At 35.5% G+C, this 16,806-nt stretch carries 16 protein-coding genes; 10 read left to right on the top strand and 6 right to left on the bottom strand.

Going from position 1 to position 16,806, the window contains the following annotated elements:
• Positions 1-433 precede the first annotated feature (433 nt).
• From FHR29_RS07905 to FHR29_RS07895, 3 genes are all read left to right on the top strand, one after another.
• Positions 434-1,555, top strand: coding sequence for a VWA domain-containing protein (locus FHR29_RS07905; protein ID WP_183913621.1), 1,122 nt, complete (start codon positions 434-436; stop codon positions 1,553-1,555).
• Positions 1,556-1,614: 59 nt separating this feature from the next.
• The gene (locus FHR29_RS07900; protein ID WP_168126397.1) at positions 1,615-3,081 is read left to right on the top strand and encodes a sigma 54-interacting transcriptional regulator; all 1,467 of its coding nucleotides are present in this window, start codon (positions 1,615-1,617) and stop codon (positions 3,079-3,081) included.
• Between the two features lie 276 nt (positions 3,082-3,357).
• Positions 3,358-3,882 carry a hypothetical protein gene (locus FHR29_RS07895; RefSeq protein ID WP_183913619.1) on the top strand — a complete coding sequence of 175 codons (525 nt, stop codon included), beginning with the start codon at positions 3,358-3,360 and terminating at the stop codon, positions 3,880-3,882.
• Between the two features lie 991 nt (positions 3,883-4,873).
• Here FHR29_RS07895 and FHR29_RS07890 read toward each other — a convergent pair.
• The 3 genes from FHR29_RS07890 to FHR29_RS07880 all read right to left on the bottom strand — a co-directional run bounded on the left by FHR29_RS07890 (position 4,874) and on the right by FHR29_RS07880 (position 7,478).
• Positions 4,874-5,107, bottom strand: coding sequence for a TIGR04139 family peptide modification target (locus tag FHR29_RS07890; RefSeq protein WP_132767738.1), 234 nt, complete (start codon positions 5,105-5,107; stop codon positions 4,874-4,876).
• A gap of 362 nt (positions 5,108-5,469) precedes the next feature.
• Positions 5,470-6,498 (bottom strand): helix-turn-helix transcriptional regulator, encoded by a 1,029-nt coding sequence (locus FHR29_RS07885; protein WP_183913617.1) that lies wholly within the window; start codon positions 6,496-6,498, stop codon positions 5,470-5,472.
• Positions 6,498-7,478 (bottom strand): helix-turn-helix transcriptional regulator, encoded by a 981-nt coding sequence (locus FHR29_RS07880; protein WP_183913616.1) that lies wholly within the window; start codon positions 7,476-7,478, stop codon positions 6,498-6,500. Before FHR29_RS07880 ends, FHR29_RS07885 begins: the two co-directional genes overlap by 1 nt.
• Before the next feature lie 404 nt (positions 7,479-7,882).
• Here FHR29_RS07880 and FHR29_RS07875 point away from each other — a divergent pair, with 404 nt between their 5' ends.
• Positions 7,883-8,371, top strand: a complete 489-nt coding sequence (locus tag FHR29_RS07875) for a hypothetical protein (RefSeq protein ID WP_183913614.1) — start codon at positions 7,883-7,885, stop codon at positions 8,369-8,371.
• An 81-nt stretch (positions 8,372-8,452) separates the two neighbouring features.
• On the opposite strand, the gene FHR29_RS07870 is transcribed toward FHR29_RS07875, so the two are convergent.
• Positions 8,453-8,677: a DUF1456 family protein gene (locus FHR29_RS07870; RefSeq protein ID WP_232789260.1), complete on the bottom strand. Its 225-nt coding sequence runs from the start codon at positions 8,675-8,677 to the stop codon at positions 8,453-8,455.
• Positions 8,678-9,004: 327 nt separating this feature from the next.
• Positions 9,005-9,322 carry a hypothetical protein gene (locus FHR29_RS07865; protein WP_183913612.1) on the bottom strand — a complete coding sequence of 106 codons (318 nt, stop codon included), beginning with the start codon at positions 9,320-9,322 and terminating at the stop codon, positions 9,005-9,007.
• A gap of 313 nt (positions 9,323-9,635) precedes the next feature.
• Here FHR29_RS07865 and FHR29_RS07860 point away from each other — a divergent pair, with 313 nt between their 5' ends.
• From FHR29_RS07860 to trxB, 6 genes are all read left to right on the top strand, one after another.
• The gene (locus FHR29_RS07860) at positions 9,636-10,640 is read left to right on the top strand and encodes an NAD(P)H-dependent glycerol-3-phosphate dehydrogenase (protein ID WP_132767747.1); all 1,005 of its coding nucleotides are present in this window, start codon (positions 9,636-9,638) and stop codon (positions 10,638-10,640) included.
• 6 nt (positions 10,641-10,646) lie between these two features.
• Entirely contained in the window at positions 10,647-11,546 is a 900-nt protein-coding gene (gene hemF / locus FHR29_RS07855) for an oxygen-dependent coproporphyrinogen oxidase (protein WP_168126402.1), read from the top strand.
• 19 nt (positions 11,547-11,565) lie between these two features.
• Positions 11,566-12,819 (top strand): pitrilysin family protein, encoded by a 1,254-nt coding sequence (locus tag FHR29_RS07850; RefSeq protein WP_183913610.1) that lies wholly within the window; start codon positions 11,566-11,568, stop codon positions 12,817-12,819.
• Entirely contained in the window at positions 12,809-14,113 is a 1,305-nt protein-coding gene (locus FHR29_RS07845; protein WP_183913608.1) for a pitrilysin family protein, read from the top strand. Before FHR29_RS07850 ends, FHR29_RS07845 begins: the two co-directional genes overlap by 11 nt.
• 92 nt (positions 14,114-14,205) lie before the next feature.
• Entirely contained in the window at positions 14,206-15,156 is a 951-nt protein-coding gene (locus FHR29_RS07840) for a 3'-5' exonuclease (protein ID WP_183913606.1), read from the top strand.
• Positions 15,157-15,203: 47 nt separating this feature from the next.
• Positions 15,204-16,154: a thioredoxin-disulfide reductase gene (trxB, locus tag FHR29_RS07835; RefSeq protein WP_021190301.1), complete on the top strand. Its 951-nt coding sequence runs from the start codon at positions 15,204-15,206 to the stop codon at positions 16,152-16,154.
• A gap of 71 nt (positions 16,155-16,225) precedes the next feature.
• Here trxB and rnhA read toward each other — a convergent pair whose 3' ends face one another.
• Entirely contained in the window at positions 16,226-16,729 is a 504-nt protein-coding gene (rnhA, locus tag FHR29_RS07830; RefSeq protein ID WP_183913604.1) for a ribonuclease HI, read from the bottom strand.
• Positions 16,730-16,806: the final 77 nt, after the last annotated feature.

Raw genomic sequence — 16,806 nt, 5'->3', positions numbered from 1 at the left:
CGCATTATCCAGATATTTTTTATCGCTTTTTTAATTCTATCAGTTTTAATACCTCGTCATTTAAAAATCATATAAATAGCGATTAAATATATCGCGTTTACCGAATATTCGAATCGCATAATTTTCCCCGAGCTGCTAAAGGCGAGATAAAGCTAATTTTTGCATTTATGATTCAACATTTTGAGAGATGATATCAGATTGTTAAGAATGATTTATTCTAGGCAATATAGATTCGATAGTATTTGTTGATGGAAGTGATCTAATCTTTGCAACAAAAAGGACTAGTTCAAAACCCTCTTGCCACAAAAATTATTCTTCATATCACAAAGAATCTTGAATTCTTTATAAGGATTTTTATTTCGTAAATTCAACCTGAGAAGTTATTCCGATTACAATATGCGAATAGCTTCATTTATGCTAATAAAATGAATCCATGAACAGTACGAAACGAAATAAGGGTTTTATCTTTAAGCAATATGACGAGCCGTTTCAAACGCCTTTTGACAAATTATTTGATATTTTCAAGGAACTGATTACACACACCTCCGGTGATTTTAATGAAGCTATTGATTGGTTGCGGCAATTGGACAAAGAGTTTAAACTGACCACTTCAGCATATACCGTTGACGATTTCATTGCAGATCTGAAGAATAAAGGATACATCAGAGAAAAATTGGAACCAGGTGGCAGTGGTAGCTCAGCTATTACCTCAAAGCTGGAAAAAGCATTACGTCAACATGCCTTAGATCAGATTTTCGGAAAGATGCGAAAAGGTAAGTCCGGCAACCATAAAACCAATCACCAGGGGCGGAGTGATGAAAATATGGGCGATTTCAGAAACTATCAGTATGGAGACAGCCTTGAGAAAATAGCCTTGACGGAGAGCCTTAAAAATGCGCAGATTAATCATGGAATAGGAGAGTTCGCCTTATCAGAAAATGATCTCGTTGTCGAAGACACCCAGTTTAAATCACAGATGAGTACCGTGTTGATGATTGATATCAGCCATAGTATGATCCTATACGGTGAAGACCGGATCACACCCGCAAAAAAAGTGGCTATGGCTTTATCAGAACTTATCCTGACACGTTATCCCAAGGACTCACTGGACATCATCGTTTTTGGTAATGATGCTTGGCCTATAGCGATAAAAGATCTACCTTATCTGCAAGTAGGACCATTTCACACCAATACGGTCGCAGGCTTGAAGTTGGCGATGGAGATCCTCAGACGTAAACGGCATGCTAACAAGCAGATATTTATTATTACTGATGGAAAGCCGAGCTGTTTAAACATGCCTGATGGTAGTTACTATAAAAATCCGATGGGTTTAGATCCTTTTATCACCAGCAAGTGCTATAGTATGGCCGCACAGGCCAGAAAGCTGGGAATACCCATTACAACCTTCATGATCACTTCAGATCCCTATCTGCAGGAATTTGTTGACGAATTTACGGCTTCAAATCAGGGAAAGGCTTACTATACAGGACTTGGAGATCTCGGAGAAATGATTTTTGAGGATTACGAAGAAAATCGTAGAAAGAGAATACGATAAACAATTACGTTAATAAGATATACATTTTGCGCAGCATTTGCGCTTCATTATAAAAACATATGGATTACACGAAGATAACAACATTTGGCGCACTAAAAGCTTCTGGCTATAAACCTAAAACGATAAAAGAAGAATTGCGTCAGAATCTGATTACAAAGATAGGCAACGGCGAAACCGTATTTACTGGAGTACACGGCTACGAGGACACCGTTATTCCAGAACTAGAAAGAGCTATCCTCTCCAAACATAATATCAATTTCCTAGGTCTTCGTGGGCAAGCAAAGACACGTCTAGCCAGACTTATGGTTAATCTATTAGATGAATATATACCTGTGGTACAAGGCTCTGAAATTAATGATGATCCCTATAACCCAATATCGCGTTATGCTGTAGAACTATTAAAGGAAAAGGGTGATGATACACCGATTGATTGGCTTCATAGAAGTGATCGTTTTGCAGAGAAACTGGCTACTCCGGATGTAACTGTCGCAGATTTGATCGGCGATGTAGATCCGATCAAAGCCGCAAATCTGAGACTGAGCTATGCAGACGATCGTGTGATTCATTTTGGCATGATTCCACGGGCAAATCGCTCGATATTTGTTATCAATGAACTGCCCGATCTTCAGGCGAGAATTCAGGTAGCACTTTTTAATATATTGCAAGAAGGAGACATCCAGATCCGCGGATTTAAATTACGTCTGCCGTTGGATGTCCAGTTTGTGTTCACTGCAAATCCGGAAGATTACACCAACAGAGGAAGTATCGTAACGCCCCTAAAAGACCGGATAGGATCACAGATATTAACACATTACCCCGAAACAGTAGCGATTGCGAAAACCATTACTGCTCAGGAAGCTAACTTGGAAGCGGCACAAAAAGAACAAATATATGTTCCAGAACTGGCTCGTGAATTGATTGAGCAGATCAGTTTTGAAGCCCGCAATAGCGAATATGTTGATGAAAAAAGTGGTGTAAGCGCACGTATGAGTATTACCGCATTTCAAAACTTATTAAGTACTGCCGAACTGCGGATGCTCAAAAATGGAGCTCCGGCCACAGCAATAAGATTGAGCGATTTTATGGGTATTGTGCCGGCTATAACCGGTAAGGTTGAGCTCGTATATGAAGGTGAGCAGGAGGGAGCCGGTACTGTGGCAATTCAGTTGATTGAGAATGCCGTTAAAAGTATATTTCTTACTTTATTTCCAAAAATTGAGAAGTTTGAAAAGGAAAATGAACGCTATCCCTACGATGATATTGTCCGCTGGTTCTCGGAATCGGAGGGTATTGAATTATCCGATGAACTCACTGATGTAGATTACGAACATGCATTGGACGAAGTGACACCTATCCGCAGTTTGATACAGCAGTATCAGCCACAGACGAAGCCTGAAGATTTCTATTTTCTGACCGAATTCATCCTATGGGGACTTACGCTCAATAACAAGTTAAGTAAATACAGAGTAGGTAGCGGTTTGCAGTTTCAAGATAAGTTTCAAGAATATTTGAGGAACAATCTATAGCAAGCTAGCACTGGAAAATCATCTATTTTTTTCATTACTTACGTAAATGATGAAAAAATATGCTTTGTTTTATTTGCTGTTTATTATCTTCACTGGGCGAGCTATGATGTAAAAGTTTGATTCTAAATTTTGATGATATAAAAAATCAGCAAGTCACTTATATTGACTTGCTGATTTTTAACTTTTAGTGATTGTAGGCGCTCCTCCAAATCTGAAAAGAATAGAGTCTTTTTTTAGTAAGAATTGGTGGAAATAGTAAACTTATGAAATGCAGTGATGAAAATAGATTATGCTTTTGTTGTATTCTTATATGCTTATATAAATCAAATTGATTTGTCTTTGGATAGAAGTAGATGGGAATCCATTGATAATTTGAGGAATTTTTATAAAAATCAAATTTCACCCAAAAATATTGTTGCTTATCTAATGAATAGATTGAATTTAGAAGTCGAAAAAGTGGATAATTTAATTTTTCTTAAGGAAGAATCTTTCTGGGTGAGAATTAAAGATTCCTTATTGTCTTCTTTTAAAAAAAATATATTTTTGGAACAAGATAATGTTTACTTTTTGTGTAACAGGCTACTTCTTTTAAATCAATTTTTAGAGAAGGATATGCAAGTTCATCGACTAGAATTAGAAAAACTAAGAATAGATTTCTCGAAATTAAATTTTGACATATTAATGTTGAAATTAACCAAAAAAGATCGCTTAAGGGCATATAGAGTAGAACATTTTTTACAACACACATCCGTAAATACACTTTCTATCAGTGAATTTAGTAAGAACTATTTTAAAAATTAACTTGATCTCCTTCGAATAAATTGAAGTCTATTTTTTTAAAAAATTAGTGTTAAGATCCGCCGTTCATTATCATTGGCAAAAAATTAGAAGCAAGATTAAGAAAATCAGCGTTCAAATTTAATTTTTATCATTTATTATAGAATAATATTAATAAAAATGGAAGATTCAGTAATAGAAGTGTTTTCTCCAAAGAATTTTAACTCATTAAAAAAATATCAAAATTTATTATGCCTCATAGCTTTTATAAATTTATCGATTGCATTGGTAATGGAATTTCCTTTTTCTTTTGAATCAATAAAAATGATGATTCAGACTATCTCATTAACATTATTTTGTATTTGCATATTTTTGTTTATTCTGATTTCCATAATACTGAGAATTTCCAAAAGAATATCTTATTGCTATATAAATAGAAGTGTTCTGTATTAAAAAAAAGATAGTTGCCCAGAGGAAATCAGTATGGATAAAATCAGTTTAAATATTAGTTTATCCAATCTAGCTGAAAAAGATTCGTACTTAGATTGTGGACATTTTATAGAAATTAGCACTTCAGAGGGCAAATCCCAGTTTCCAATAAAATTTAACGTCAGTCTTTTACATGTATTTCCGGAATCTAATGTGAATTATATTCGTAAAAGCCCGATTTTGATGTGTGAAACTAAAAAATTACTTAAAAACTTACTAAATTTGACTTGGGCCACTTCATAGCAATTTGGAGAGGTTATTAAGATAACGGTTTATGTGATTTTACTAGAATAGTACTGAAAAAGAATTATTTTTTACAATCATATTTTGGTCATCATATATAAGTAGTAAATGAAGACTTCACATTTTGGTAGACTTATTATTTTATTAAAAAATCATCAAACAATCAAATATGTATTCTGACTAAGAATTACATATTTGATTGTTATTCAAAGAAGAGATGCTCTTCTTCATTCCATCTAATTTTTTTTAGAATAGATATTTAGCTAATATATCCCTAAGTTTATTACCACGTATTAGCTTCTGAACAATCTGAAGAATTGTCCCAAATTCTGCCAGCAAATGCCCCATATTGATCATAAGTATCAATATCTTGCTGACCTTGCGCATTCAGGAAGTTTGAATAAACGACTGAAGCGCCAATAGAACGACGGCCACCTTGTAGCATTTCCAAAGCTGTTTCATCTAACTTATTGTTTTCTAGTGAAGAGAAGCTCTTCATTCCACTTAACTTTTTCATAATTAAATTTTAAGATTTTATTAGCGATTACCTTACCCTGACCTAAGAGCTTTTGTTGCAATTGCTAATTATTAAATCTAAAATTCGTTATATACAGCAGGTGAAGCAAGCGAAGACTGATATTCGATGGTTTTAAATCTATAACTGTGGTTTATTTATGGATATTCGTTATAGAAGCTATATTTTCGATAATTACTATTGGATTAGTGATTTTTTCGGTATCCATGGTCTACCAACGGTCTTCTTTTGATTTTTTTTATCAAGGAAATGCTAAAGGAGAATTTGAAGGACTCTTTAAGTCAGTCTCTTGCCTAAAAAGTAATTCCCTATGGGCAGAGTACTGCCACATACCATCAACTACATTACGCTGTCGCTTCCTTGCGATTACTCGAGGAAACAAAATCCTCATTTGGAAGTACACCATATCTTTTTTTATAAATAGCCGAGAAATAGTCAGATTTTGAATAGCCCAGAGCATAAGCGACTTCATATATGGTATTGAATTGACCACTTCTTACCATTTCTTTTGCTAATAATAACTTTTCAGATAGAAAGAAGCTATTCGGATTGCATTTATATATTTTTTTAAATAGTCGGGTATATTTAGTCACAGACATACAGGCTATTTCGGCTAGCTTTTCAGTACCTGGAAATTTTTCAAGCAACTGTTGCATGAGGTAAATCTGACTATTCACAACTTGTTGTACATCAAATTCAGATAGCTTACCTACTACAAATTTCTGTTGACTTAACCTTTCAATAAGACTTCCAAAAGCCTGTAAGGCGGCACCTTTGAGAAATAGTTCGTAAGAACTGTCTTCGTATTGACGATCTTTCAGTTTTAGAAGTAAAACCCGGGTACGGCTATCAATGTGACTATAGAAATATATGGTATTCTTTTTGGCATACGTCTTCTCAACAATAGATTCTGGGACAATGTTGCCCAGATGTTTATGAAGAAGCTGTTTTGAAATCAATAACCGAAAAGAATACATTCGTTCTGAAATGGGGGGAATATAAGTACTGCTCAGACCTGCGTCAACAAGTCCCATTCCTAATTTTGAATGATAGCCAACTTTATTCTTCGTGTCATTGACTTTGTGAATGCTGATTTGGTCACTGATATCATAGTATGCAATGCAGAAATCACCGGATGAAGCAACTTTAGTAAAGGATATGCTTTGATGAAAGGTGAGATCTACAACAAGAACTGTCAAGCCAGGAATGACCTCCATAAGATAAGAGCCACCGCTCGCTAAATTTTCAGGAAAAACCAATTGCCGTTGATTAAGATATTTTGCTCCAAGTTTTTCGATAAAATCTTGCCTCCAGTCTGTATCCATGGTTACCGTATGAGAAAATTGAATACTATTTTTTGCAGATGTTTCCATTATAATTTTGTTAAGTAGTCCTTGGGTAAAACACCAAAGTAATTTTTAAACAGATGTGTTAAATTGGATGCGGTTGGGAACTGCAGTTCGTGGGCAATTTCTCCAATGTTATAGTTCCCGCTTACTAATAGATCACGTGCCAATCCCAGCTTATTATGAAGGTAAAATTCATAAGGAGTAAGACCTGTGATCTTTTTATACAATTTTTTAAATTTTGTTTCGGACATAAAAGCCTGTTCAGCAATTGTTTTGATTCCCGGGAAAGAATCTTTAAGCTTACTGATCAGAAATTCCTGAGAGGAAATGATAGCAGTAAAATCAGTGTCGTTAAGTTTACTGACAACAAGGTCTTTTTTGATCAGTTCATCAAGATATTCTCCCAATAAATTATAGACCGTTGCACTAAGAAACAAATCAAAGGTTAGCGGGGCAATATTGCTATTTCGAAATTCATTAATATATTGTAAACTATTATTGCTCATGATATTATAGTGAAATATCGTATTTTGATTCTGATCAAAGACCCGATTGATCAGTTTTTTTATATGTCCAGAACCAATTAAATATTCTTTGAGAAGTGTTTTACGGAGGAAAATGCAAAAGTTGTATGTCTTGGTTCCAGCTTTAACACGGTAGTCGAGGTTTACACTGCTCTCAACAATGGCAAGATTGTAATTCCATCTTCCCATTGCCAATGCGTCATTATTTGTGATGTGAGACGAGTCCCCTTCAGTGAGATTAAAATAGATGCCAATAAAATCTGAATTTGTATTGCGGAGCTTAAAGTGAATATCTTGGTGGTAGAGGACATCTGCAAACATAACAGTGATGTCTGGATTTACAGATAGCACATAGCGGGTTCCGGTATGGACGGTATCCGGAATTAGCATATGGTTACCGCTAATGTATCCACCTAAAGCTTTTGCCATTGGCTCTACCCAGTCAGTTTCTATACCAAACTCATGAATGATTTCTTTCATATATAAATTATGCTCCTTTATGTAACTAAATATTTTACTTGGTAACAGGTACTGTATGATTGATTAGCATTACGTTAGCCCTTTCATTTGTGAATTGATTAACAACTTTGTTTTATAACGTATGAATAGATCGAGATGATACACGAGATCATGTATAGCTTAGCTTTAAAATGAAATAATAATTTATTTATCTCAATATTAGCGCAATTATTTTACCAATATTTAAATAATAGAAATATGTATATGTCATGTCCTCAAATATTTTAAACACTTTGTTAATCAGAAATTTAGTTAAAGTGCAAATTGGTCTTCAGCTGATATTTTATAACGGTATGGTGGTATTACTTCTTAGGAGTAGCTCGTAATTTTGTCTTAAATAAAATTAATATATAAATATAATGAATATGAAGACAAGAAAGATGTTAGGTCAATTATTATTAGTATTAATAATAGCAATAGGCATTACAGCCTGCAGTAAAAATGATGCCGATGAATTAACACCTCCAACAAATGCAATCACATCTGTAAGATTAGTATTTACAGATAGTACAGTCAATGAAAAATCAGCTGGATCAAAAGTAGATCTAACAAAAGTAGCTTCGGTAAAAATAAAATATGCCGTTACTGAAGGAAATATAGGTATAAATGTAGTTAGGGAAGCAACGCTGATGGTAAAAGGTGATAGTTTAAAAGTAAGTACTTTTGATCTTAAGACATTAACTTTTAAAGGAGGAAGTAAACTTACAATTTATGGTGCAACGTTATACGATAACAAAGATAAAGTAGTAGGTGGATGGTCAAAAGCGGACAATGATGCCTTTGAAGTAACGAGCCCCGAAGGTGTAGTGGTTATGGAGCGTATTTATGGAACTGTAGGTTTAGAGCGATTATAGTCGTTAATCTTATACTAAAATAGTGTCGGAAGGTGATGCTTTCGACACTATTTTGCTTTTATTTATACGTTAAAGATTATATTATGCCTTCTGATCATTATTTTTAGTTCGAGGGCCACGGTTATAGATTATTAATCCATTTAAGAAGTTCCGAAGTAACTGGTCTCCGCAAGGTTTGAAATTTGGATGATCTTCTTTACGGAATATGGCACTTAATTCCGTTTTTGTTGCCCTAAAATCGACTAACGCTAATACATTAATAATGTCGTCGTCCGTGAATTTTAAAGCTACTCGAAGCTTTTTCATGATATCATTATTGCTCATCTTATAAATCTGTTACCTTAAAATTTTCTGTATTTTTTTATTCGTGCCCAAGCCAAAACGCTGTTAGCACTGAATATTTCTGTCAAACTTAGATATATTTGTCTTATTATACAATTATAATTAGATCTAATACAAAAGTAAATTTCGATAGCTGCTTGATCATCAAGAATCATTTTACAGAAGGATTATGGTTAAAATGTTCAGATATATAGATCGCATATTCTGTTACATGAAGCAACCCCCTAGTTAACAGTATGTAAATTCTTAAACTCAAGATTTATCGCAATTGGAAATAATACGCACAGTATTTTAGTTATCCTTAGACTTTACAAATAAAAGATATGCAAGTCGTTGTTGTGTAAAATCAGCTTTAGGATAAATATCGCGTATAAGGTTTTTACAATCTTCGGCACTGCATCCGGTGTCTAACCGAGCGATGTATTCAGTGATATCTTCTAGATTGATGTAGGTGATTGCCACAAGAGTGGCGCAACCTTTACTTTCTTCATTTAATGTAATCTCAAATACTTGCCCAGTCTTATACCGTTCATTGGGCATCCGTAATGTTGTAAATGCCTCGCAGTCCAATTTATTATTCCAGTTTTTCGAAAAGTTAATGTGTTCCATTGTGGTATTAGCGAGTAGTTATAGTGATATGCCTATTTGTAGAGTTCGTAATCAGTACAAATATAGGTACATATGGGTATGCTTTAAAATTTGGTCATTTATTCTTTTAATAATATTCATCTATCACATTACGATTTAAATGAATATTTATATAAGCCACCATGATCGCCAAATGACATGTCTTCATGAGTCTGTTGGATTTTCGTCAAAAATAACCTATTTTAAGGCATAATATACCAAGTTAGGACTCAGGTGAATGTTAATTATTATATAATTAAGTATATTTGCTCAAACTGTCTAGTAACAAAATTTAATGCAAAAAAATAGAGTAGGGCTTATTGGTAGTGGTAGTTGGGCTACAGCAATGATTAAAATGCTGGGTGACAACGTCGTTGAAAAGGATATACATTGGTGGGTCCGTAAACAAGAAGATGTTGACTATATCAAAAAGCATAAAAAAAATCCAAGTTATTTAAGTGCTGTTGAAGTAAAGCTGGATACAGATCATATTTCAACAAATGCAAGAGAAGTAATTCAGGTATCAAATATTATTATTTTGAATACACCTGCCGCTTACTTGAAAGCAGCCTTAAAGGATGTGACAAAAGCAGATCTGGAAGGGAAAATTATTGTTTCTGCCATAAAAGGTATCGTACCTGATGAAAATCTGATTATTGGCGATTATTTACAGGAGGTATACGATGTCTCTTTGGAGAATATTTTAGTTGTCGGTGGACCATGTCATGCTGAAGAAGTTTCTTTGGAGAAACTATCTTATTTGACTTTTGGTTCCAAATCTGAAGAAAATGCGAAGTTAGTAGCATCTTTACTGGAATGCCGGTATATAAAAACAATCATTTCGGACGATGTGTATGGGATTGAGTATGGTGCTGTATTGAAAAATATTTATGCATTGGCCGGAGGAATATGTCATTCATTAGGCTATGGCGATAATTTTCAGGCAGTTTTAATCTCAAATGCAATCCGTGAGATGGAAACGTATGTCGAGACCATTGATCCAAATCCGCTTCGCGATATTAATAAATCGGCGTATTTAGGCGATCTTTTGGTAACAGCATATTCGCAGTTCAGTAGAAACAGAACTTTTGGGGCGATGATCGGAAAAGGCTATAGTGTACAGTCTGCCCAGCTCGAGATGAATATGGTAGCAGAAGGTTACTATGCTTCTGCATGTATACAGCATTATATGCGTAAGCATCAGATCGCCTTACCTATCTGTGAAGCCGTTTACCAAATCTTATATCAGCATAAATCTGCTGCAACAATCATAAGCCAACTGGCTGAAAAATTAAGTTAATTCAAGATGATCGATAGATTAAAAATCGCTGAAACTTATAAAACAATTCAGGACGAAATATGTCAAGCACTTGAAAAGCTTGATGGTACCGCTAAATTTGAAGAAGAAATTTGGGAACGTGATGGCGGCGGCGGTGGCCGTACAAGGATTATGCAGCATGGCAATATCATTGAAAAAGGTGGGGTGAATTTCTCTGCTGTGCATGGAAAATTGCCGGAAATGATCAAGAAATCATTTGGAGTCGATGAAGATGAATTTTTCGCTACAGGTGTATCAATTGTTATTCATCCAAACAATCCATTCGTTCCTATTATCCACATGAACATCCGTTATTTCGAATTGAATGATGAAATTCGATGGTTTGGCGGAGGCATTGATCTTACACCGCACTATGTTATTGAAGAAGATGCACAATTTTTTCATCAACAGTTGAAAAACGTATGCGATATCCATCACCAAGATTTTTACAAAGATTTCAAAAAATGGGCAGATGACTACTTCTATGTACGCCATCGTGAAGAAACACGTGGTATAGGTGGGGTTTTCTATGATAAACTAACACCTGAAAAAACAGGTCTGTCATTTGAGGAAATTTTTCAGTTCTCATGTGACCTTGGACGTACATTTGCACCAACATATACCGAGCTGGTAAACAAAAATCGCCATAAAGACTATACAGAACACCATAAAAACTGGCAATACCTCCGTAGAGGAAGATATGTTGAATTTAATCTTGTTTGGGATTCAGGAACAAAATTTGGTCTTGAAACTAATGGACGTATCGAATCCATTTTAATGAGTTTACCGCCACAGGCAAATTGGGCCTATGATTTTCAACCAGAAGAAGGCTCGGAAGAAGCCAAAACACTTTCTCTTTTGAGAAAAGATATCAATTGGATACAATAAATTAATTTAAATAACCTGAATGGTTTCTTATCAGAAATTTGAACTAGAAAATGGTCTTCGCGTACTTGTTCATGAAGACAATAACACAGCAATGGCCTGTGTCAATATACTGTATGATGTCGGTGCGCGGGATGAATCTCCAGACCAAACGGGATTTGCACATTTATTTGAACACTTGATGTTTGGTGGATCAGTCAATATTCCAGACTATGATACACCTTTGCAACGTGTGGGCGGTGAAAACAATGCTTTTACCAGTAACGATATTACCAATTACTACATCACGCTACCTTCTTCAAATCTAGAAACGGCATTGTGGCTGGAATCAGATCGTATGCTGAGCCTTTCCTTCTCTGAGCAAAGTTTGGAAACACAAAGAAGTGTTGTATGTGAGGAGTTTAAGCAGCGTTACCTCAATCAACCCTACGGTGATGTATGGTTGAAATTAAGACCCTTAGCTTACCAAGTACATCCATATCGCTGGGCAACTATCGGGAAAGAACTTAAACATATTGAAGATGCAAAAATGGAAGATGTAAAAGCATTTTTCAAAAAACATTATACACCACAGAATGCCATTATGGTTATTGCAGGTGATGTTAAGTTTGAGGAGATCAAAACACTGGTAGAAAAATGGTTCGCAGATATTCCTGCAGGAAATAAATACATAAGAAATTTACCTCAAGAACCAAAACAAATAGCAGAGCGTAGGGAAGTGGTAGAAGCTGATGTACCACTTGATAGTTTGTTTATATCTTTTCATGCACCTGCACGGATGGATGAAAACTACCATGCAATGGACTTAATATCTGATCTACTCTCTCGAGGATCATCTTCTCGTCTATACCGTCGTTTGGTTAAAGAACAGGAACTATTTAGTGAGATCAATGCCTATGTGATGGGAAGTATCGACCCCAATTTATTCTTAATTGAGGGAAAACCATCAGACGGCATTAGTCTGGAACAAGCAGAGGAAGCCATCTGGAAAGAACTGGATATCTTAAAATCTACACCTGTTCCGGCAGAAGAGCTTGAAAAAGTGAAGAATAAGATTGAGTCTACACATGTATTTGCCGAATTGTCGATCTTGGATAAAGCCATGAATCTAGCATATTATGAGCTACTTGGTGACGCCAATGAATTAAACAATGAAACAGCCAAATATTTGGCCGTTCAATCGGAGCATATACAGCAACAGGCAAACGAAATATTTAGAAAAGAAAACGCATCTATATTGTATTATAAATCAAAGGAGGTGGCAAATGCTGAATAGAGCAGTAGCACCTGAAGCCAAACCGATTGGTGATATTCATTTAAAAAGCCCAAAAGTACTTGCTTTCAACAATGGAATTCCTGTTTATGTCTTTCATTCGCCTGATCAAGAATTGGTACGCATTGAGTGGATTTTTAATAATGTCTTCAATGAAGATGAAAATCCGCTCCTAAATAGTGCCCTAAGCGCTTTGTTGAAGGAAGGAACAAAAAACTATAACAGCGCTGAGATTGCGGATAAAGTCGACTTCTATGGGGCTTTTCTAATGCCAGAATACGGATTTGATATCACTTCGCTGACATTATACACATTAAATAAACATAGTAATGTGCTATTGCCTTTAATCAAGGAGATTTTAACAGAATCAGTTTTACCGCAGAAGGAACTGGATACCTATCTCAGAAACAATAAGCAAAAGCTTCAGGTTTCTCTTCAGAAAAACGATTATTTAGCGAGAAGAACCTATTATAATCATGTTTTCGGTTCGGGAAACCGTTATGGAAAAACACCTTCTTTAGAAGAATATGATTTGATTTCCAGAGATGCTTTAATCGATTTATACCATAAGCAATTTACCCCATCTAATTGTCGTTTAATTATTTCCGGCAATGTATCTGAATCTTTGCTTCAAGAGCTTAGCCTATATTTTGGCGATCAATGGCTGGCTACAGATGATGTACGATTAACCGAACCGAATTTAACTGCAGATACAGGACAATTGATTTATGACGAAAGAGCAGAGGCGTTGCAATCTGCTATACGTATCGGTATGCCGAACATCAATCGTAACCATGTGGATTATCCCGCTTTGCAATTTGTAAATACGTTACTGGGCGGTTTTTTCGGGTCAAGGCTCATGCGTAACATTCGAGAAGAAAAAGGCTATACTTACAGTATCGGTTCAGCTGTGGGTTCTTTAAAATATGGAGGTTTTCTGACTATTGCGACAGAGGTTGGTGTAGATGTAACCGATGCGACATTGACGGAAATCGAAAAAGAAATTGAAATTTTAAGAACAGAATTAGCGACTGTAGAGGAATTAGACTTAGTGAAAAATTACCTCTCAGGATCTATGCTAGGTTCTTTAGAGAGTATTTTTTCACATGCAGATAAGTTTAAAAATGTGCTACTTGCTAACATGGATTTGACTTACTATGACCATTATATGAATGAAATCAATGCGATGACTCCTGAGAAAGTAAAGGAAATCGCTATTCAGTATTTTGACTATAGTAAGATGATTAAAATTGTGGTGGGAAAAATGAAAACCCTAGAATTAGTCTCTGAATTGTAATTAAAGGCTGACAATAAATAATAAATCATTCATACTTTGTATTTTTGTTGTATACAATGATGTATGGAACAATTTAATAAATAAAATTCGTAATGGAATTGAAACTCAAGAAACCTTTAGCATTCTTTGATTTAGAGACTACAGGAATCAATATCTCAGCAGATAGAATTGTTGAAATATCAATATTAAAGGTGTTGCCTAATGCTGAGGAGCAAGTATATACGAAGCGGATTAACCCGCTTATGCCTATTCCTGCAGAATCATCTATGTTCCATGGTATCTATGACGAAGATATTATAGACGCGCCAACATTTCAAGCGATTAGTCAAGAAGTAGCAGATTTTATTGGTGACGCAGATTTAGCGGGTTATAACTCCAATAAATTTGATATTCCGATGCTTATGGAAGAATTCCTACGTTCAGGAGCTGATTTTTCGTTGGAAAATCGTGTTTTTGTTGACGTACAGAATATTTTTCATCAAATGGAACAACGTACTTTGAAAGCTGCTTATAAATTCTATTGCAATGAAAGCCTAGAAAATGCACACAGTGCAGAAGCAGACGTAAGAGCTACATATGAAGTTTTGAAAGCACAGTTAACCAAGTATGAAGGTGCTGTGTATGAAGATAAGCATGGTAAACAATCTGTACCTGTTGTAAATGACGTTGAAGCATTGTCAGATTTTACCAATATGACAAAACCAGTGGATTTTGCAGGACGGATAGTGTACAATGAAGACGGAGTAGAAGTCATCAATTTTGGAAAACATAAAGGACGTCCTGTTACAGAAGTTTTTGATGTAGAACCAAGTTATTATGCGTGGATGCAAAATGGCGACTTCCCACTTTACACGAAGAAATGTTTAGAAATAATCTGGAACTGTCATCGCTCAGCGAAAAAAGCAGCAAAATCAACAGAACCCATTCATGCGGCTGAAGATAAGAAGCAAGCTAAAAAAGAATTTCAAAAGCAAGAAAATAAAAGCCAAGCAACAGCGATCACAAATGATATGTTAGCAAGTCTAAAAAATAAATTTGGTTAGGTCATATTGCTCGTTAATTAGAAAACAATATTTTATAAAATAATATTATGTCTCAAGAAATAGAACACCTACAGTGTTTAATAATTGGTTCAGGACCCGCAGGATATACGGCAGCGATTTATGCAGCCCGTGCTGATATGAAACCTGTTATCTATACAGGGATGGTACCAGGCGGTCAGTTGACGCAGACAACAGAAGTGGATAACTTTCCTGGATACCCAAAAGGGATTACAGGACCGATCATGATGGAAGATCTACGTATGCAAGCAGAGCGTTTTGGTACTGATGTCCGTTTCGGATATGCAACTAAAGTTGATTTCTCTGGTCCAGTACATCAGGTTGAAATCGACGGAATTAAAACTGTTACTGCAGATACAGTAATCATCGCTACAGGTGCAACAGCAAAATGGCTAGGACTTGATAGCGAACAAAAGTATAATGGTTTTGGTGTATCTGCATGTGCAGTATGTGACGGTTTTTTCTTTAAAAACCAAGAAGTAGCGATTGTAGGTGCTGGTGATACGGCAGCTGAAGAGGCTACCTATTTAGCAAAATTATGTTCAAAAGTACATATGTTGGTACGTCGTGATGAATTTAGAGCTTCTAAAGCAATGGTTCACCGCGTGATGAATACACCAAATATCGAAGTACATTACAATTCGGAAACGAAGGAAATCTTAGGTGACGGTCAAGTGGTAACAGGTGTTCGTGTTTTAAATAACAAAGATCAATCTGAAAAAGTATTGGATGTAACAGGATTTTTTGTTGCTATTGGACACAAGCCAAATACAGAACTTTTCAATGGTATCTTAGATATGGATGAAACAGGTTATTTAATTACACAGCCAAATACGACGGCAACGAATATTCCAGGTGTATTTGCCTGTGGAGATGTACAGGATAATGTATACCGCCAAGCAATTACAGCTGCAGGAACTGGTTGTATGGCTGCTTTAGAAGCAGAGCGTTATCTAGCCGCTAAAGAGGATGTTGCATAAATAATAAGTAATCTCATAAAAAGGCCAGGAAATTATTCCTGGCCTTTTTTATACCATATTCGTTCAAAATTTTATAGCTGAGCTTTAGCTTCTTCCATTTCATATACTGAATCAATCTTCCAAGAAGATTGATCTTTCGAAGCTTTTACAGCCAACTGGTCACACCGCTCATTTAAAGGATGGCCAGCATGCCCTTTTACCCATACTAATTTAACCTGATGTAGTTTGTAAACCTGCATCAATCTTATCCAAAGATCTTTATTTTTCTTTCCTGCAAATCCTTTTTGAATCCAACCATATACCCATTTCTTGTCGATGGCATCTATAACATATTTGGAATCTGAATAGACTGTAACCTTCTGGTTGAGATTTTTTAAAGCTTCTAGACCAACAATTACCGCCATCAGCTCCATGCGATTATTAGTGGTCTTACGATAACCACCAGAAAACTCTTTCTCAATCAGTTTACCTTTATACGCTTCATTATCACCCGTATAAACTGTCCTTAATATCGTACCGTAGCCACCTGGTCCTGGATTACCGCTCGAAGCACCATCCGTGTATAATTCAATCATCAGTACAAAGATAAATTATTAAGCCAAAAAACCGACTTTAAGTTTGAATTGAACGAATAAATTCTTACTTTTCACCT

The sequence above is a fragment of the Sphingobacterium sp. JUb56 genome (assembly GCF_014191365.1).
GTDB lineage: Bacteria > Bacteroidota > Bacteroidia > Sphingobacteriales > Sphingobacteriaceae > Sphingobacterium > Sphingobacterium anhuiense.
The sequence above is the reverse complement of the archived record's forward strand: the minus strand, read 5'-3'. Positions and strand labels throughout refer to the sequence as shown.